Source organism: Nonomuraea sp. NPDC052265, from assembly GCF_044547985.1.
Taxonomy (GTDB): domain Bacteria; phylum Actinomycetota; class Actinomycetes; order Streptosporangiales; family Streptosporangiaceae; genus Nonomuraea.
In genome coordinates this window covers 1-15924 of sequence record NZ_JBIUBJ010000024.1, presented here as the reverse complement: position 1 = coordinate 15924, position 15924 = coordinate 1, and the positions used below count along the sequence as shown (strand labels likewise).

Annotated in this window: 15 protein-coding genes and 1 rRNA gene; 5 read left to right on the top strand and 11 right to left on the bottom strand. The window is 70.2% G+C overall.

Annotation, left to right across the window (positions count from 1 at the left end; genetic code table 11):
• Position 1 precedes the first annotated feature (1 nt).
• The 6 genes from ACIHAD_RS41360 to ACIHAD_RS41335 form a co-directional block, all read right to left on the bottom strand.
• Positions 2-976, bottom strand: a complete 975-nt coding sequence (locus ACIHAD_RS41360; RefSeq protein ID WP_397360270.1) for a copper transporter — start codon at positions 974-976, stop codon at positions 2-4.
• Positions 973-2169 carry a putative cytokinetic ring protein SteA gene (gene steA, locus ACIHAD_RS41355; protein ID WP_397360364.1) on the bottom strand — a complete coding sequence of 399 codons (1197 nt, stop codon included), beginning with the start codon at positions 2167-2169 and terminating at the stop codon, positions 973-975. The genes ACIHAD_RS41360 and steA overlap by 4 nt, the downstream gene beginning before the upstream one ends.
• A gap of 73 nt (positions 2170-2242) precedes the next feature.
• Positions 2243-3952, bottom strand: coding sequence for a DNA repair protein RecN (gene recN / locus ACIHAD_RS41350; protein ID WP_397360269.1), 1710 nt, complete (start codon positions 3950-3952; stop codon positions 2243-2245).
• A 91-nt stretch (positions 3953-4043) separates the two neighbouring features.
• On the bottom strand, positions 4044-4946 hold the full coding sequence (locus ACIHAD_RS41345; RefSeq protein WP_397360268.1) for an NAD kinase: 903 nt from the start codon (positions 4944-4946) through the stop codon (positions 4044-4046).
• A complete protein-coding gene (locus ACIHAD_RS41340) occupies positions 4943-5755 on the bottom strand; it encodes a TlyA family RNA methyltransferase (protein ID WP_397360267.1) in 813 nt (270 codons plus the stop codon). Before ACIHAD_RS41340 ends, ACIHAD_RS41345 begins: the two co-directional genes overlap by 4 nt.
• The gene (locus ACIHAD_RS41335; RefSeq protein ID WP_352326208.1) at positions 5752-5925 is read right to left on the bottom strand and encodes a hypothetical protein; all 174 of its coding nucleotides are present in this window, start codon (positions 5923-5925) and stop codon (positions 5752-5754) included. Before ACIHAD_RS41335 ends, ACIHAD_RS41340 begins: the two co-directional genes overlap by 4 nt.
• Before the next feature lie 127 nt (positions 5926-6052).
• On the opposite strand from ACIHAD_RS41335, the gene ACIHAD_RS41330 reads away from it, so the two are divergent.
• Complete coding sequence (locus ACIHAD_RS41330) at positions 6053-6400, top strand: SCP2 sterol-binding domain-containing protein (RefSeq protein ID WP_397360266.1); 348 nt, start codon at positions 6053-6055, stop codon at positions 6398-6400.
• 310 nt (positions 6401-6710) lie between these two features.
• Here ACIHAD_RS41330 and ACIHAD_RS41325 read toward each other — a convergent pair whose 3' ends face one another.
• Positions 6711-7682, bottom strand: coding sequence for an HAD-IIA family hydrolase (locus tag ACIHAD_RS41325; RefSeq protein ID WP_397360265.1), 972 nt, complete (start codon positions 7680-7682; stop codon positions 6711-6713).
• Between the two features lie 104 nt (positions 7683-7786).
• Here ACIHAD_RS41325 and ACIHAD_RS41320 point away from each other — a divergent pair, with 104 nt between their 5' ends.
• Positions 7787-8224: a TipAS antibiotic-recognition domain-containing protein gene (locus tag ACIHAD_RS41320; protein WP_397360264.1), complete on the top strand. Its 438-nt coding sequence runs from the start codon at positions 7787-7789 to the stop codon at positions 8222-8224.
• A gap of 666 nt (positions 8225-8890) precedes the next feature.
• Here the strand turns inward: ACIHAD_RS41320 and ACIHAD_RS41315 are convergent.
• The gene (locus tag ACIHAD_RS41315) at positions 8891-9316 is read right to left on the bottom strand and encodes a tetratricopeptide repeat protein (RefSeq protein ID WP_397360262.1); all 426 of its coding nucleotides are present in this window, start codon (positions 9314-9316) and stop codon (positions 8891-8893) included.
• A gap of 114 nt (positions 9317-9430) precedes the next feature.
• Between ACIHAD_RS41315 and ACIHAD_RS41310 the strand changes: the two genes are divergently transcribed.
• Positions 9431-11053 carry a DUF1015 family protein gene (locus tag ACIHAD_RS41310; RefSeq protein WP_397360261.1) on the top strand — a complete coding sequence of 541 codons (1623 nt, stop codon included), beginning with the start codon at positions 9431-9433 and terminating at the stop codon, positions 11051-11053.
• A gap of 115 nt (positions 11054-11168) precedes the next feature.
• Here ACIHAD_RS41310 and ACIHAD_RS41305 read toward each other — a convergent pair whose 3' ends face one another.
• The gene (locus ACIHAD_RS41305) at positions 11169-11561 is read right to left on the bottom strand and encodes a single-stranded DNA-binding protein (RefSeq protein ID WP_397360260.1); all 393 of its coding nucleotides are present in this window, start codon (positions 11559-11561) and stop codon (positions 11169-11171) included.
• Between the two features lie 83 nt (positions 11562-11644).
• Between ACIHAD_RS41305 and ACIHAD_RS41300 the strand changes: the two genes are divergently transcribed.
• Complete coding sequence (locus ACIHAD_RS41300; protein WP_397360259.1) at positions 11645-12598, top strand: MBL fold metallo-hydrolase; 954 nt, start codon at positions 11645-11647, stop codon at positions 12596-12598.
• Positions 12599-12680: 82 nt separating this feature from the next.
• On the opposite strand, the gene ACIHAD_RS41295 is transcribed toward ACIHAD_RS41300, so the two are convergent.
• Positions 12681-13673: a hypothetical protein gene (locus ACIHAD_RS41295; RefSeq protein WP_397360257.1), complete on the bottom strand. Its 993-nt coding sequence runs from the start codon at positions 13671-13673 to the stop codon at positions 12681-12683.
• Between ACIHAD_RS41295 and ACIHAD_RS41290 the strand changes: the two genes are divergently transcribed.
• Positions 13617-14702, top strand: coding sequence for a hypothetical protein (locus ACIHAD_RS41290; protein WP_397360256.1), 1086 nt, complete (start codon positions 13617-13619; stop codon positions 14700-14702). The genes ACIHAD_RS41295 and ACIHAD_RS41290 overlap by 57 nt on opposite strands.
• Positions 14703-15837: 1135 nt before the next feature.
• Here the strand turns inward: ACIHAD_RS41290 and rrf are convergent.
• Positions 15838-15924 (bottom strand): 5S ribosomal RNA (gene rrf / locus ACIHAD_RS41285); the annotation flags it as partial.

Below are 15924 nucleotides of genomic sequence, written 5' to 3'. Positions count from 1 at the left end.
GTCAGCTCCCTGACTGGGTCGGTGAGGGCGTGGTGGTCGGCAACGCGGGCTGGATGGCCGAGGCCCCCTTGCCGATGCCGTACTGGCCGGCGCGCCCGCTCAGTTGCTCCCGGAGAGCGTAGACGACCACGACCCGGCCCGTGGGCATATCGACGGTATCGACGGTGGACACGCGCTTGGAGACGTCGCCGTCGTCGCGAAGGGCACTGACGGCGCCCCCGGTGACGGCCGTGTTGGCGGCGCTGCCGGCCAGCACCGCGCCCTTGCCCCCCGCGTCGAGCCGGTCGGCGACCGAGACGAGCGCGCCCAGCTGGGTCTCGGCCTGTTCCCCCTCGTACGCCTTCTCCGGCGCGAACATCACCGCCAGCATGGCCCGCTTGGCGGGGTCGCCGTCGGTGCTGACCAGCCCGCCTGCCTCGAACCCGCTGAGGACGGCGGCGGTCGCGGCGTTGGGGGTGCCCGCCTGTGCCTGGTCGGTGGTGAGCAGCGTGGCGGCGAGCAGTGCGCCGGCCTTGTTCCAGACGGTCGCCGTGGACGGGAAGACCATGTCGACCGGCTTGAGCTGGTTGACCAGGCCGTCGAGCACGCCGCTGCGGTCGGGGTCGAAGAACTTATCGGTCAGCGTGACGCGCCCGCCCACCTCCGCGCCCGCCTCCTCCAGCACCTGCTGCTCGGCCTCGCGGAACGTGGTGCTCGAACCCGGCGTCTCGACCAGCAGCACGCGCTGGCCGGTCAGCTCGCCGGCCACCAGCTTCGGCGTCATGCCGGCGACGAAGGCGTCGTTGCCCGCCTCGCGGCCCTGGAGCTGGTCGATCTGCACGCGCAGCTCGTTCTTCGTCTTGGTGAGCTGCGCGGTGAGCTCCTGCGCGGACTTGACCGCGGGCTCCTGCAGCAGCGTGGTGCCCAGGACGATCCCGACGGCCAGCGCCAGGAAGATCGCGACGATGGAGACGACGTGGTAGCGAAAATCGATCACGAGAAGAGTCCGACCAGCCAGAAGATGAATGCGTTCCAGACGTCCTGCAGGCCGTTCAGCCAGGTCTGGCCGAGCGGTGACAGGAACAGGGCGACCCCCATGGTGATCAGCGCGGTGATCACGAGCAGCAGGAGCTGGGAGGTGGTGATGCGGCTGCGGTAGAGCCTGCTCACGCCCTTGGCGTCGATGAGCTTGCTGCCGATGATCAGCCGGGTCAGGAAGGTGCTGGCCATGCCGGAGCGCCCCTTGTCGAGGAACTCCTCCAGGGTGCCGTGGGTGCCGACCGCGACGATCAGCTCGGCGCCCTTGTCGTCGGCCAGGAGCATCGCGATGTCCTCGCTGGTGCCGGTGGCCGGGAAGATGACCGCCTCGCGGCCGAGCTGGTGCACCCGCTCCAGGCCGGGGGCGCGGCCGTCGCGGTAGGCGTGCACGACGAGCTCGGCGCCGCAGGTCAGGGCCTTGGTCGAGACCGAGTCGAAGTCGCCGACGATCACGTCGGGGAGGTAGCCGGCCTCCAGCAGCGCGTCGGCGCCGCCGTCGACGCCGACGAGGACGGGCTGATATTCCCTGATATAGGGGCGAAGGGTGGCGATGTCTTCCTTGTAGTGATATCCACGCACCACGATGAGGACATGCCTGCCCTCCATCGGGGTGCGGATCTCAGGCACGCCGACTCCGTCGATGAGAAGCTTGCCCTCACCACGAACGTACTCCATCGTGTTGACGGCGAAAGCCTCGATCTGCACGGCGAGCCCGGCACGGGCCTCGGCCATGGCGGCCTCGACGGCCTCGGTCGTCTGCTCGTCGCCCTTGCCCACGACGTCGTCGTCGAGGTAGATCACGCCCTCGTGGACGCGGACGACGTCGCCGTCCTTGACACGTTCGAACAGCTCGGGGTTGGCGTTGTCGACGAACGGTACACGCGCGTCGAGCAGGATCTGCGGACCCAGGTTGGGATAGCGGCCGCTGATGCCCGAGGCGACGTTGACCACAGCCGCCGCGCCGCATGCGACGAGCGCCTCCGCGCTGACCCGGTCAACGTCGACATGGTCGATAATCGCTATTTCCCCGGGCTGGAGGCGTTTGGTGAGCCTCTTCGTTCGCCGGTCGATTCTCGCCACTGCCGTCACACCGGGAAGGTCACCGACCTTCCTGCCACGGAGGCCCGGCATCTTGCTCCCCGGAACCTTCATCATGACCATCCTGCCAGAGGGAAACAGCGCGGAGGCCAAGCACTACACGGCGTGTCCACTATGTCACACAGAATCACCTGTCGGCCGCTGCGAGCCCCAGCAGCTCCTCGGCGTGCGCCCGGCCCAGTTCGGAGTCCTCCAGACCAGCCAGCATGCGGGACAGCTCGCGCACGCGTCCCTCGTGGTTGAGCGTGACGACACCGCTGCGCACGACGCTGCCGTCGCTGGCCTTCTCGACGACCAGATGCTGGTCGGCGAAGGCCGCCACCTGCGGGAGGTGGGTGACGACGATCACCTGCGCGGTGCGGGCGAGCCGGGCCAGCCGGCGCCCGATCTCGACCGCGGCCTTGCCGCCGACCCCCGCGTCGACCTCGTCGAACACGAACGTCGGCACCGGGTCGGCACCGGCGAACACGACCTCGATGGCGAGCATGACGCGGCTCAGCTCGCCGCCGGATGCGCCCTTGTTGAGCGGCAGCGGCGGCGCGGCCGGGTGTGCGGCCATCCGCAGCTCCACCTCGTCGACGCCCTCCGGGCCGAACTCGGCGCTCTGGGTGAGCTGCACCACGACCCTGGCGTGGGGCATGGCCAGCGCGGTCAGCTCCTCGGTCACGGCCTGGCCGAAGCGCTCCGCGGCGGCCAGGCGCACCTTGGTGAGCTCGGCGGCCAGGGTGGTGAGCCTGGTGGTGAGTTCCTCGTGCTCGCGGGTGAGCTCCTCGATGCGCTCGTCGTCGCCTTCGAGCTCGCCCAGGCGGGCGGCCGCCCGCTGGGCCCAGGCCAGCACCCCGGCGCTGTCCTCGGCGTATTTCCTGATCAGACTGCCCAGTACGGACCTGCGCTCCTGCACGGCGGCCAGGCGGCCGGGGTCGGCCTCGATGGACTCGGCGTAGGCAGCCAGGTCGGTGGCGACGTCGGAGATCAGGTATCCGGCCTCGGCGAGCCGGTCGGCCACGCCGGCGAGCTGGGGGTCGTAGTCGCGCACGGCCTCGACGGCCGCGCGGGCCTCCCCGAGCAGCGAGATCACGTCGCGGGCGCCACCGGCGGCCTCCATCGGATCGCCGAGCAGCGCGGTGTGGGACGTGGTCGCGGCGCTGCGCAGCGCGTCGGCGTGCGAGAGTCGCTCCTCCTCCTCGCGCAGGTCGGCGTCCTCGCCCGGCTTGGGGTCGACCTTCTCGATCTCCTCCAGGCCGAACCGCAGCCGGTCGGCCTCCTGGGCGCGCTCCCTGGCCCTGGTGGTCAGCTCGTCGAGCAGCGCCCCCACCTGCTTGTGCCGCTTGTACGCCTGCGAGTACGCCCGCAACGGCTTGACCAGCTCGTTTCCCGCGTAACGGTCGAGCGCGGCGCGCTGCCTGGCGGCCTGCAGCAGCCGCTGCTGGTCCATCTGCCCGTGCACGGCCACCAGGTCGTCGGCCAGGTAGGTCAGCGTGCCGACGGGCACCGAGCGCCCGCCGAGCCAGGCCCTGGAACGGCCCTCGGCCGAGACGGTGCGCGAGATGATCAGCTCGCCGTCCTCGACCTCACCGCCGAGGTCCTCGACCTGCTGGGCGACCCGGCCGCCGGACTCGACGACGAGCGTGCCCTCCACGGTCGCCTTGTCGGCCCCCGGGCGGATGCGCGAGGGATCTGCCCGGCCGCCGAACAGCAGCCCGAGCCCCGTGACGACCATCGTCTTGCCCGCACCGGTCTCACCGGTGACCACGTTGAAGCCCGGCGAGAGCTCGAGTACGGCCTCGTCGATGACGCCGAGCCCCTGGATGCGGACCTCCTCGACCCTTGGTCGCACTGCCCACTCCCGTCACTGCCGTGCCTGATGGCCGGTTGGTCTCCGGACACCTGTTGCCCATGGGATCCTACGCGTTCCGCCCTCCATTCATTCAGGGTCGCACTCTCCCGCGCCATCCCTGAACCGGCAGTTCGAACTTGGCGACCAGCCTGTCGGTGAAGGGGGCGCCGGTGTTCTCCACGCCGTGCAGGCGGGCCAGGCGCACCGGCTCGGCGCCCCTGCGCACCTCCACGCGCGAGCCCGAGGGCAGCTCGAAACGGCGTCGGCCGTCGCACCACAGAACGCCGCCCGGAGTGTCCGGCAGGATCTCCACGGCCATCGTCGACCGGGGCGAGACCACCAGCGGACGGGCGAACAGCGCGTGGGCGCTGATCGGCACCAGGAGCAGCGCCTCCACCTCCGGCCAGACCACCGGCCCGCCGGCCGAGAACGCGTACGCCGTCGAACCCGTAGGAGTGGCGCATATCACGCCGTCGCAGCCCCAGCGGGACAGCGGCCGCCCGTCGATCTCGGCGACCACCTCCAGCATGCGTTCCTGCTTCTCCACGGTGACCTCGTTGAGCGCCCACGTGTCGGCGATCACCCGGCCGTTCTGCCTGGCCAGGACGTCGATCGTCATGCGCTCCTCGACGTCGTAGCGCCCGGCGACCACGCTGTCGACCGCCGAGGCCAGGTCGGCCACCTCCGCCTCGGCCAGGAATCCGACGTGCCCGAGGTTGACCCCGAGCAGCGGCGTGCCGGCGGGCTTGGCCAGCTCGGCCGAGCGCAGCAGCGAGCCGTCGCCGCCGAGCACGATCATGACCTCGGCGTCCTTGGCCGAGCCGGGATCGTCGCTGGGCACGACCTCCACCCGGCCGCAGCCGATGTCACCGGCCTCGGTGTCCAGGACGCGTACGTTGATGCCGGCGTCGACCAGCCGGTTGATGACCAGGCGGGCGCTCTCGACGGCGGCGCCCCGCCCGGTGTGGACGGCGACGAGCACGGTGCGGTTCATTGCGGCCCTTCCGCGACGGCACGCTGGATCTCGGCATCGAGCTCGGCGACGGAGGGCTCACCCTCTCCTTTGCCCAGCCAGAGCAGATATTCGACATTTCCGGAGGGCCCGGGCAGCGGGCTCGCCGTCACACCCCGCACGCTCAGCCCCAGCTCCCGCGCCTTGGCCGCGGCCTCGCGCACCGACCGGGCCCGCAGCTCGGGGTCGCGCACCACGCCGCCCGCGCCCACGAGCTCCTTGCCCACCTCGAACTGCGGCTTGACCAGCATGACGAAGTCGGCCCGCGGCGCGGCGACCTGCGCCAGCGCGGGCAGCACGAGCCGCAGCGAGATGAACGACAGGTCGCCCACGACCAGCGTGGGCGGCTCGCCGACCATGTCGGGGGTCAGGTCGCGCACGTTGACGCGTTCCATCACGGTCACCCGCTCGTCGGTGCGCAGCGACCAGGCGAGCTGGCCGTAGCCGACGTCGACGGCGAGCACATGGGCCGCGCCGTGGCGCAGCAGCACGTCGGTGAAGCCTCCCGTGGAGGCTCCCGCGTCGAGGCACCTGCGCCCCTCGACCGAAAGGCTCTTGAACGCCTCCAGCGCCCCGAGAAGTTTGTGCGCTCCGCGCGAAACGTAGTCGGGCCCGTCGGCCGACTCGGCGACGACGATGGCCGAGGCGGTGTCGACCTGGGTCGCGGGCTTGCTCGCCCGCTGCCCGCCGACGCTGACCCGCCCGGCCTCGATGAGCTGGGCGGCCTGCTCACGGGACCTGGCCAGCCCTCGGCGCACCAGCTCGCTGTCGAGACGAATCCGCCGGCTCACCGCTCGCCCAGCGCTTCGTCGCCCGCACCCGCGAGAGTGGACTCCAGCCCGGCGAACGCCTCCTCGAACACCGCGACGTGCTCGTTCACCGGCAGCTCGCCCACACGACCGAGACCGGCCACGATGGCGTCGACCCGCTCGTCACCGGTCTCCTCCGGCAGCTCACTCATGACTCGACCGTAACGCCTCGGGCGAGCGCCCGGGACCTTGGCAGGCGTGTCACGCGTTGAAGCTCATACGGGGGTGCTAGTGATGTGGAACGCTACCGACCGCAAAGGAAAAGAAAGGATGCCCAACATGGCAAGCGTCGAGGAGTGCCGGGCGGCACTGGCCAGGCTCGTCGCCCAGTTCGACGAGATCGGCGCGGAGGATCGTGCCAAACACGTGGTCGAGCGCACGGTCAGCGCGCGGGTGTCCGACCTCGACGTGATCTTCTACGGGCGGCTGCACCACGGGGGGCTCGAACCGTTCACCGAGGAACCGCCCGCGGGCGGCAAACCGGCCGACGTGAAGATCACTATTACCGGCGACGACCTGATCGCGCTGGTCGACGGCGAACTGGACCTGGCCCGCGCCCTGCTCGGAGGGCGGGTGAAGATCGACGCGAGCTTCGGCGACCTGCTACGCCTGCGCAAGCTGATCTGACCGGTTCCGTTGTCCAATGCATGCGTTAACTGTTAGGCGACGGGCGAACACCGGCCCTGCCCCTCGGCCCCCGACCGACCGAGCCGCCCTCCGGCGGACACGTCGCCATCGGCGACCTGACGATTCCTCCCGACTCGGCCCGCACGCCCCCGACCCCCGTGATCAGAGCGCGGCGCCGGCACCGCGCATGTTCGCGTTCGGCGTGCTGCGGGCCTTGGGAGAAGGACGCCACCGCCTCGTTCACGCGACGCGGCGGGTCTCCTCGTGAGTGGTCGGCCACTGATCGAGAGGGGTTCCTCTGCACGGGCCCTCACCCGACGCGCTTCAGAACCTCCTTGACCGCGTCCTCCCCGACCTGGCCTTCCCCGGCCGCCGTCCAGGCGGCGTCGCAGGCCGCGCGCAGCCCGTCGATCCGGCTGCCGTCTCCTTCGAGGCGCAGCACCCCGTCCCGCCACTCGGCGTGCCATCCTCCGCAGGCCCCCTCCCGCACCTCGGGATAGGGCTGGACCAGCGCGCCGAGGTCCTCGGCAAGGTACGTGGGCCGGTGCCGTGGCCGCGCGGTCAGCACGTCGAGCGGGGTGGCCACCCCGGTGAGCACCAAGAGGCTCTCCACTCCCGCGTTGGAGGCCCCCTCGATGTCGGTGTCCAGCCGATCCCCCACGACCAGCGGCCGCCGGGCGCCCGTACGGATCATCGACTCCCGGTGCAACGGCGGATCCGGCTTACCCGCGTAAACCGGCTCGACCCCGGTGGCGGCGGCGATGACCCGGACCATGGCCCCGTTTCCCGGCAGTTCGCCCCGGCCGGTCGGCATGGTGCTGTCACCGTTGGAGGCCACGAACAACGCCCCTTGCCGGACGGCCAGCGCCCCCTCCGACAGCAAGGCGTACGACAGACCGGGAGCGATCCCCTGAACCACCGCCGCGGGAGACTCGGCCGCCACGGACACCGGCCTGAGCCCCTGATCACGTACGGCCACCCGCAGCCCCGACCCGCCCACGACCAGCACCGCGGCGCCCGGAGCCACCCGCTCGGCAACCACTCGCGCGGCCGCCTGCGCCGAGGTCACGACATCGGCCGCCGTGGCCGGGACGCCGAGTTCCCGCAGGTGGGCGGCGGTAGCGGCCGGCGTCCGCGAGGCGTTGTTGGTCACGTAGGCGAGCCGTACGCCCTTGCCCTGCGCCTCCTCCAGCGCCTCCCTCGCCCCGGGTACCGCGTGCTGTCCCAGGTAGACCACACCGTCGAGGTCGAGCAGCAAGGTGTCATAGCCGTCAATCAGCACAGCGCCTCTTCCCGTTTGACTCTCACGCCGCGTGAGACTTTAGCGTCGCCTTCGTACCCCGCCACAGGAAGCCCTGACGGGAAGCCCGTACCGAAAGGACGACCATGCCCCGCGCGCTCAACCTCACTACCGACGAGCGCATCGAACTCTTCGGCGACTTCGCCCACGACGCCCGCGCGGCAGAGGCCGAGGAACGCTGGGGCGACACGCATGCCTGGGCCGAATCCGCACGCCGTACCTCGTCCTACACGAAGGAGGACTGGCAGCGGTACAAATCCGAGGCGTCCGCCCTCACGGCCCGGCTCGCCGACGCGATGAACGCCGACGTCCCCGCCGACGGCGACCTTGCGATGGACCTGGCCGAAGAACATCGCACCCACATCTCCCGCTGGTTCTACGACTGCACGTACGACATCCACCGCGGCCTCGCCGACCTGTACGTCTCCGCCCCACGCTTCACCGCCACCTTCGACCGCACCTCCCCCGGCCTGGCCACCTACCTCCGCACCGCCATCCTCGCCAACGCCACCCGCCAGAACTGACCCCGCCCCCACCCGCCACCTGTCTCACCGGACGGGTGGCCATCAGGCGATCAAGGGCGCTCTGACCACCGTTCTGCCGCATACAGGATGCTGATCAGCGGCACGCGCGAGATTACGTGTGGGCACTGGGCCACCGCGGTGGCTGGATCCTCCGCGCAGCCCTCTGGGCAGCCGGTCACCTGCAAGGTCACGACTTACCGGCGGCGGTTGCCTCTCATGTCCCCGGCGGTGAGACGTCATGCCCTTCCGCGGTTCCATCCCGACCGGATCCGCTACATGGTGGCTTGGCCAAGCCATCCCTCAGGTGCCGGCGGCGTCGTTGCAACAACCTCGGCCCTGGCCGCCGTCGGCGAGTCGAGTCCACGCAGGCGTGGCCCGCGCACAACTGACGGCATGGAGCCTTCGCCAGGCCCGAGGAGCGGCAGCTGCCGCCCGCTCAGGGTCAAGGGTCGGGGTGAGAGCGACTGAGCGCGGGGGCAAGGCGAGAGCCACGGAGCGCGGGGCAGGGTGAGGGGCAAGGAGTCATGTGCCGCGCCGCTGCTCGATCAGCGCCCTGGCTGACAGCGCTCATCTGAGGTGGCACCGACCGGGATCCAAGTACCCGAAGGGGCCCCCGGGGCAATGACGCTGCACTATGGCCAGGCCCAGCGCCCGCCTCTGCACCCCCTACATCTCCCGGCGAGCCCTCAACGTCGCACGCACACTCTTCAAAGCCGACACATAATGCCGCTCGTCCGGCCGCATGGCCACCGCGATGGCGAGCGGCTCCTGAGCTCCTTCCAGATCCCCGGTACGCCACAACGACAACCCCAGCCCGAAATACGCATAGTCCTCGGCCGGATTCGCATCCACGATCTGCCGAAAGCTGGCCGCGGCCTCCGCATACTGGCGGGAGTTGAACTGCGCCCGGGCCAACGCCTCAAGGATGCTCCGCGACTGTGGCTCGGCCGCGGCGGCCCGCTCCAGCAACGCCGCGGCAGCCGCGGGGCTCCCTTCCTTCAGCAACTTCACACCCCGCTGATACCAGTCGTAAACACCGCCCCCGGGAACGCCGCCCAAGGAATCATCGTGACCATTTCCGCCCTGAACCATGCGTGAGGACTCCTTCATCGCTGGACGACGAACCTCGCTCCCGCTCCGCCGCGATAGGGGCGCGACAGCAAACGATTGGGGCAACTCCTGGTAGGCGCAAGCATTTATGGGAGCATGCCCGGTATGGGGACTCCTGAACTGCCGGTGCCGGACGGACTGGTGCTACGGCCCTTCCGAGGCGTACGTTTCGATGTCGAAGATCCCGCCAAGGTGACCTCCCCACCGTACGACCTGATCAGCGACGCGGGCGTCGAAGCCCTCCTCGCCTCTCACCCGAACAACGTCGTCCGCCTCATCCTTCCCTGCAACCCCGAAGCGACACCCTCCGCCGAAGGCAGCACCCCTCGCGGCCCGGCCGGGACCCCGTCCAGGCTCCACCACCGGACCGAGGTACCGCTCGAAGCCCGTTACGCCGAGGCCAGGGACACCCTGAGGGCCTGGCTGGACGCCGGCGTCCTGGTGGCCGACGACACCCCCGCCCTGTACGTCTACGAACAGAGCGGCCCCCACGTCCTCCAGCGCGGCCTGATCGGCGACGTCGGCCTCATCGACCCCGCCAAGCGCGTCATCCTCCCCCACGAAGACGTCATGCCCGGCCCCATCGCCGACCGGCTGGCCCTGATGAGCACCACCGAGGCCAACCTCGAACCCATCTTCCTGCTCTACAACGGCGACAACGGCAGGGCCACCCGCCTGGTGGACGAGGTGGCCGCCAAGCGACCGCCCCTCGTCACGGCCGGAACCGAGGACGGCCTCACCCACCGGCTGTGGGCGATCACCGACCCGGACGAGATCGCCGCCATCAACGCCGACCTGCGCAAGCGTCAGGCCCTGATCGCCGACGGCCACCACCGGTACGCGACGTACCGCGTCCTCCAGCGCCAGGAGCATGCCGCCCGCCAAGCCCTGCGGGACGGAACTCACCACGTCACGTCCTACGCCCCGCAGCAAGAAGCCCTTCCGCACCCGCCCCAGAACGCGCTCCCCCAGAACTCGCGGAACATCCCCCTCAGCACTCCCGGGAGCATCCCCGACCCCCAGGACACACCGAACCCCTCCGACACCCCCTCCCCCAGTCCGATCACCTCGATCCGTCACGAGCTGACCGGCCACCTGGCCCATCCATCAGAGGAACCGGCCTCCGCCCCGGCCGATACCCGGCAAGCACTGGGCCCGTGGGACTTCGGGCTGGCCCTGATCGTCGACTCCGCCGCCTACCCACCCGATCTCAAGGCCATCCACCGCGTCATCCCGGGGCTGCCCTTGCCCCAGGCCACCGCCAGGGCCAGGGGCGCCTGGCAGGTGCACGACTACGACGACCTGCCGCAGGGCCTGGCAGCGCTGGAGAACGCCGCCGAGCCCGCCTTCCTGCTCGCCGGAGAAGGCGGCACCCACCTGCTCACCGACCCCGACCCGGTGCAGCTCAACCTGGCGATGCCCGACCACCGTTCCGACCGCTGGAACTCGCTGAACACCTCCATCCTCACCGAGTTCATCCTGCCGAAGGTGTGGGGCATGGAGGACGACGACCAGGCCGTACGCATCGTCCACCACGACACCGAGGCGGCGTTGCGGCTCGCGATCCAGACGGGCGGCACAGCCGTCATCCTCAAGCCGCTCATGGTTCACGACGTGCTGGCGGTGGCCGCCGGGGGCGAACGAGTCCCCCGCAAGTCCACCTCCTTCGGCCCCAAACCACGTACCGGCCTGGTCCTCCGCACGTTCGCCATCGACTGACCCCGCACGCTCCTCACCAACCTCGTAGCCACGCCTCCCCCTGCCCCAGCGATCCTCCACGCCCGCGACAGAACCCGTTTCCCACCCCCTGCCAGGCTCACCACCGCGAACAAGGTCACCCCACGCCCGCCAACTGAGCCACCTTCCGCGGCCCACGGTTCGGAGGCGCCTCCTCAGACGGCTCAGGAACCGGCTCCTCGACAGGTCTGGCGGCGCTCACCTCCACCTCGTACCGCCAGATCTTGGCGGCGGACGGACCGAAGACCCGGCAGCGGAACGCGCCCGTCACCTCGATGAAGTCCCGCGGTTTGAGGCCCCGCACGATCTCCGCCACCTCAGGATCGAAGGTGACGCACGGGACGCTGTCGGTGAGCGCCGGGCCCCGCCTGTGCCTCCGCCGGCGGCGTACGATGACCCGCCACTTCGTGGCCATGTCGCCGCTCGGCATCTCGTATTCCTCGACCGCCGCCGACAGCCGCCCCGCCAGCACGACCTCGTTCCGATCCATTGTCGTCCTCCCGTTTGTGTTCCGGCGGAGATCACTCTCTACGATGAAGGGAAGCCCGGATCGATACGAACGTCGTTCTGGGGATGACGGATGTACGCGCGGGAGTGCCTGTGGACAACATCACCGCACTAGGCGGCGACGTCTATGAGATCGACACCAAGATGGCGGGATACTCGGGCATCACCGCCGGCTATCTGATCCTGGGAGACCGGCCGTGCCTGGTGGAGACGGGCACCTCGACCTCCTCGCCCGTGGTGCGCGACGCGCTCGCCTCGCTCGGCGTCGGCCCGGACGACCTGGCCACAGTGGTCGTGACCCACATCCACCTGGACCACGCGGGCGGCGTGGGGGACATCGCGAAGTTCTTCCCGTCCGCCCAGGTGGTGGTGCATGAGAAGGGCGCGCGCCATCTGGCCGATCCGTCGCGTCTGATGGCCAGCGCCCGGATGGTCTGGGGTGACCAGCTCGACACCCTCTTCGGTGAACTGTCCCCCACCGAAGCCGAGCGTATCGTCGCCCTGGGCGACACCGGGGCCATCGACCTGGGCAACGGCCGCACACTGAGCAGCCACTACTCCCCCGGCCACGCCAAGCACCACGTCGGCCTGGTCGACTCCGCCACGGGCGACCTGTACGTCGGGGACGCCGCGGGCGTGTACCTGCCCCAGACCGGCGACCTGCGCCCCGCCACGCCGCCACCGGACTTCGACCTTCAGACGGCCCTCGACTCGATCGCCCTGTTCCAGGCGCTTGGTCCGCAACGGTTGCTGTTCAGCCATTACGGCCCGGTCGGCGCCGTCCAGGAGACCCTTGAGCGATCCGCCGAAGAGCTCCGCGTCTGGGTGGATCTCACCCGCCAGGCGCATTCGGAGGGCCTGGATCTCGATCACGCCGTCGCCATGGTCCGCGACCGCACCAAGGAGCGCTACACCGCCCTGCAGTCGGACGACGTGACGGCCGAGCAGTTCGAGCTGCTGAGCGGCGCCCCGTCGAACGTCGCGGGCATCCTCCACTGGCTCAACCGCGTCGAACGATGACAACTGGCGGCCCCCGCCGCACCTAAGACCAAAAAACTCCGCCGTACCCCCAACCATCAGGGGTACGGCGGAGCAACAACACCTACTCGTCGTTCTTCTTCGGCCGTTTCTGAGCGGATTCATCCGTCTCGATTTCCAGCACGTCACCGAAGTCCGGCTCGATGAACGCAGGCGTGATCCCCGGCGTCTCGGCCTCCGCCGGCTTCTCTTCCTCACCGGTGTTCACCGGTTCACCGGCCTCAGGCTCGACCGCCTCAGGGCTGGCGGCGGCCTCCGGCTCAGGCGCCTCAGGAGTCTCGGCGGCCTCCGGCTCCAGGAGGTCGTCCGCTTCGGCCAGGGCCTCGGCGTCCTCTTCCTCCTCCTCGGCCAGCTTGCCCTCCTCGGCGGCACCGGCGTCGTCGAAGTCGTCCTCGGAGTCGAGGTCTTCCTCGAAGTCCTCTTCGACGTCCTCGATGACGGCTCCGGTGAGCTCGGCGTACCGATCGGCCGCGTCCGTCTCGCCGTCCTCGTCGAAGGCCATCGCCCGTGCGAACCAGTCGGTCGCCGCCTCCTGGTGCCCGGCGTCGGCCAGGGCGTCCGCGTAGGCGAACGCGAGGCGCGCCGACCACGGCTTCGGCTGCGGGTCGCGCAGCTCGGGCAGGCGCTGGAGGGTGATCACGGCCGCGTCCTGCTGGCCGAGGTCACGCCTGGCGCCGGACTCGACGATGGTCAGCTCGATGCGTCCGGCCCGGTCGAGGCGCTCCGCCTCCGGCGAACGTACAAGATCGATGGCCCGCTCCGGACGACCCAGACCACGCTCGCAGTCGGCCATGACCGGCAGGTACGCATCCGACCCCGTCATCCTCCTGGCCGCGCGCAGGTCGCTGAGCGCCTCGGAGAAGTGTCCGGCCCGGTAGGCGACGATGCCCGCAGCCTCACGTACGACACCGATGCGAGCCGCGAACCGGCGCGCCACCTTGGTGTGTTCGTGCGCCTTGTCGGGATCGTCCTCCTCCAGGGCACGCTCCGCGGCGACCAGGTGCCTGCCAACCAGGTCGGGGAGGTCACCGGGCAGGGAACGCAGCTCCTCGCGCACTTCCTTGTCCAGTTCCTCGGCGGTGATGTCGGGCGCCACCTCGGGCAGCCGCTCGCGCTGCGGGGCGTCGGAGTCGCGCTCCTCCCTGCCGTACCTGGCACGGGTGCCACCGCCCGGACGCTCCCCACGGTCGTCCCGCGAGAACGGGCGCGACTCGCGGTAGCCGCCCTCGCGACGAGGCCCGGAGGAGTCGTCGCGGCGCGGGCCACGGTCGTAACCCTCGCGACGCGGACCCCGGTCGAAGCCCTCACGACGCTGGCCGCCAGCGCGGTCATCACGGAAACCGCCCTCACGACGCGGCCCCCGATCGGAGCCCTCCCTGCGAGGACCACGGTCGAAACCCTCACGGCGCGGCCCCTGCTCGAAGCCCTCACGGCGCGGGCCACGGTCACCGTAGCCACCGCCCTCACGCCGAGGTCCACCGTCCTGGTAGGGACGACGCTCGTCACCCTCACGACGCGGACCCCGGTCATCGCCCTCACGACGCGGACCCCGGTCAAAACCTTCACGGCGCGGGCCACGGTCACCGAAGCCACCGCCCTCACGCCGGGGACCACGGTCGAAACCTTCACGGCGCGGGCCACGGTCACCGAAGCCACCGCCCTCACGCCGAGGACCACGGTCCTGGAAGGGACGACGCTCGTCACCCTCACGACGCGGACCACGATCGTCCCTGTCCTGGGAGGGACGACGCTCGTCACCCTCACGACGCGGACCACGATCGAAGCCCTCACGACGCGGACCACGGTCAAAACCTTCACGTCGCGGCCCGCGATCGCCGTACCGGCTCTCGCGCCGGTCACCATGGCCACCGCCGCCGCCCTGGCTCCGGTCGCCGGAGCCACCTCCGCCTTCACGACGGTCGCCGGAGCCGCCCTCGCGGCGGGGCCCGCGGTCATCCCGGTCCCGGTAGGAGCGGCCCTCGTCCCGGAAACCACCCTCACGCCGCGGCGGGCGCTCGTCGCGGGCGCCTTCCCCGCCTCGGGGCGCTCTGTCCTCGCGGTTGTACGGCCGCGGCCGGCCCTCTGAACGGAACGGACGATCGCCACCGGAGTCACGCCCGCGAGAGCCGTATCCGCCAGTCCCGCCGCCACCAGAGCGCCTGTCCCCGTAGTCGCCGCGCCCGCGCTGTCCGCCGTCCGATCCGTTATCACTGTTCACTTCTGGTCCATTTCGTTGGCTCACTCAGCGGACTCACAACGGCGGTCCACCGTGGCTGGTCGCCGCCCGCCCTCGGGCCTTACGCGACGAAGGCCACCCGTGGGGGGTGGCCCGGTCCCCCCAGCCTAGCAAGCCCTCAAGCGTTCACGAGCCCTCCAGACGCCCCTCAAACGTCCGACCGACAACGAACCACGGGGGAATTACTCGCAACAATCCATCCCCGTCCGCGCCCGAAGGGCGACACCCACCCCGAAAGAGCGGGACGCCGACATCACCGACGAAGCAAAGCAGCAGACCTGGGCCTCACTGGGCCCATGCGCCCCATCCTGGCGAACAGAACACATCGGCTCTCCAGGCCGAAGGTCCTGCATATAAAGGAGCCCCTGGAGCCAGAGGTCTCTCTCCCACAGACCACGTAGGGCCAGGTGGAGATAGAAAGCCTCCCCGGCTGCATCCGGCCGACGTACTGGAGTGGCGCATCGACTTGGCGGGTGCCATTCCTATGCCAGTGGGACTGGGGGGCGGACAACGCCTCAGAAGGTGGCTCTTCACGACCACAAGCCGGACGAGTTCTGTACCTCGCAGGGCAAACAAAGAAGACGGGGACGCGGGGCCCGAACATCCCAGCGGCTCGCCCCGCCTCTCGTGAAGACCGTCACCCGAGGCAGTCCCCCTCGGCTCACTTACCGTCCGCTCGCGACGCTCATACAGAGCCACGCCTCGCGTCGAAACGGAGAGAACCGTTGAGGTCAAGGTCCTCGAACAAGTCGGGCGCGGGAAGAGACCAGCTTGTGGGGCCAGCCGCAGCTTGCCGCTCTCGCCGGACACACCACGTCCAGCAGCAGCGTGGCGTCGGCCGGCACCTGTCGGCCGACGTCCTACGCCCCCGGACCACACTGTCTTTGCCTTCAACATGCTGGAACCGATGAAGGCCCCCAACCGGGAAGCGCGTACAACGCAAAGAAGGCCCCACACAATCGTGTGGGGCCTTCTTTGAAAGATTGTCCGGCGGTGACCTACTCTCCCACACCCTCCCGAGTGCAGTACCATCGGCGCAGAGAAGCTTAACTTCCGGGTTCGGAATGTAACC

What these genes read in the sequence shown, in the direction of transcription:
- ACIHAD_RS41345 (WP_397360268.1), bottom strand. Translation starts at nt 4,946, where the DNA reads ATGAACCGCACCGTGCTCGTCGCCGTCCACACCGGGCGGGGCGCCGCC.
- ACIHAD_RS41320 (WP_397360264.1), top strand. Translation starts at nt 7,787, where the DNA reads ATGCCCCGCGCGCTCAACCTCACTACCGACGAGCGCATCGAACTCTTC.
- ACIHAD_RS41330 (WP_397360266.1), top strand. Translation starts at nt 6,053, where the DNA reads ATGGCAAGCGTCGAGGAGTGCCGGGCGGCACTGGCCAGGCTCGTCGCC.
- ACIHAD_RS41300 (WP_397360259.1), top strand. Translation starts at nt 11,645, where the DNA reads ATGACGGATGTACGCGCGGGAGTGCCTGTGGACAACATCACCGCACTA.
- ACIHAD_RS41335 (WP_352326208.1), bottom strand. Translation starts at nt 5,925, where the DNA reads ATGAGTGAGCTGCCGGAGGAGACCGGTGACGAGCGGGTCGACGCCATC.
- steA (WP_397360364.1), bottom strand. Translation starts at nt 2,169, where the DNA reads ATGAAGGTTCCGGGGAGCAAGATGCCGGGCCTCCGTGGCAGGAAGGTC.
- ACIHAD_RS41305 (WP_397360260.1), bottom strand. Translation starts at nt 11,561, where the DNA reads ATGGATCGGAACGAGGTCGTGCTGGCGGGGCGGCTGTCGGCGGCGGTC.
- ACIHAD_RS41310 (WP_397360261.1), top strand. Translation starts at nt 9,431, where the DNA reads ATGCCCGGTATGGGGACTCCTGAACTGCCGGTGCCGGACGGACTGGTG.
- ACIHAD_RS41315 (WP_397360262.1), bottom strand. Translation starts at nt 9,316, where the DNA reads ATGGTTCAGGGCGGAAATGGTCACGATGATTCCTTGGGCGGCGTTCCC.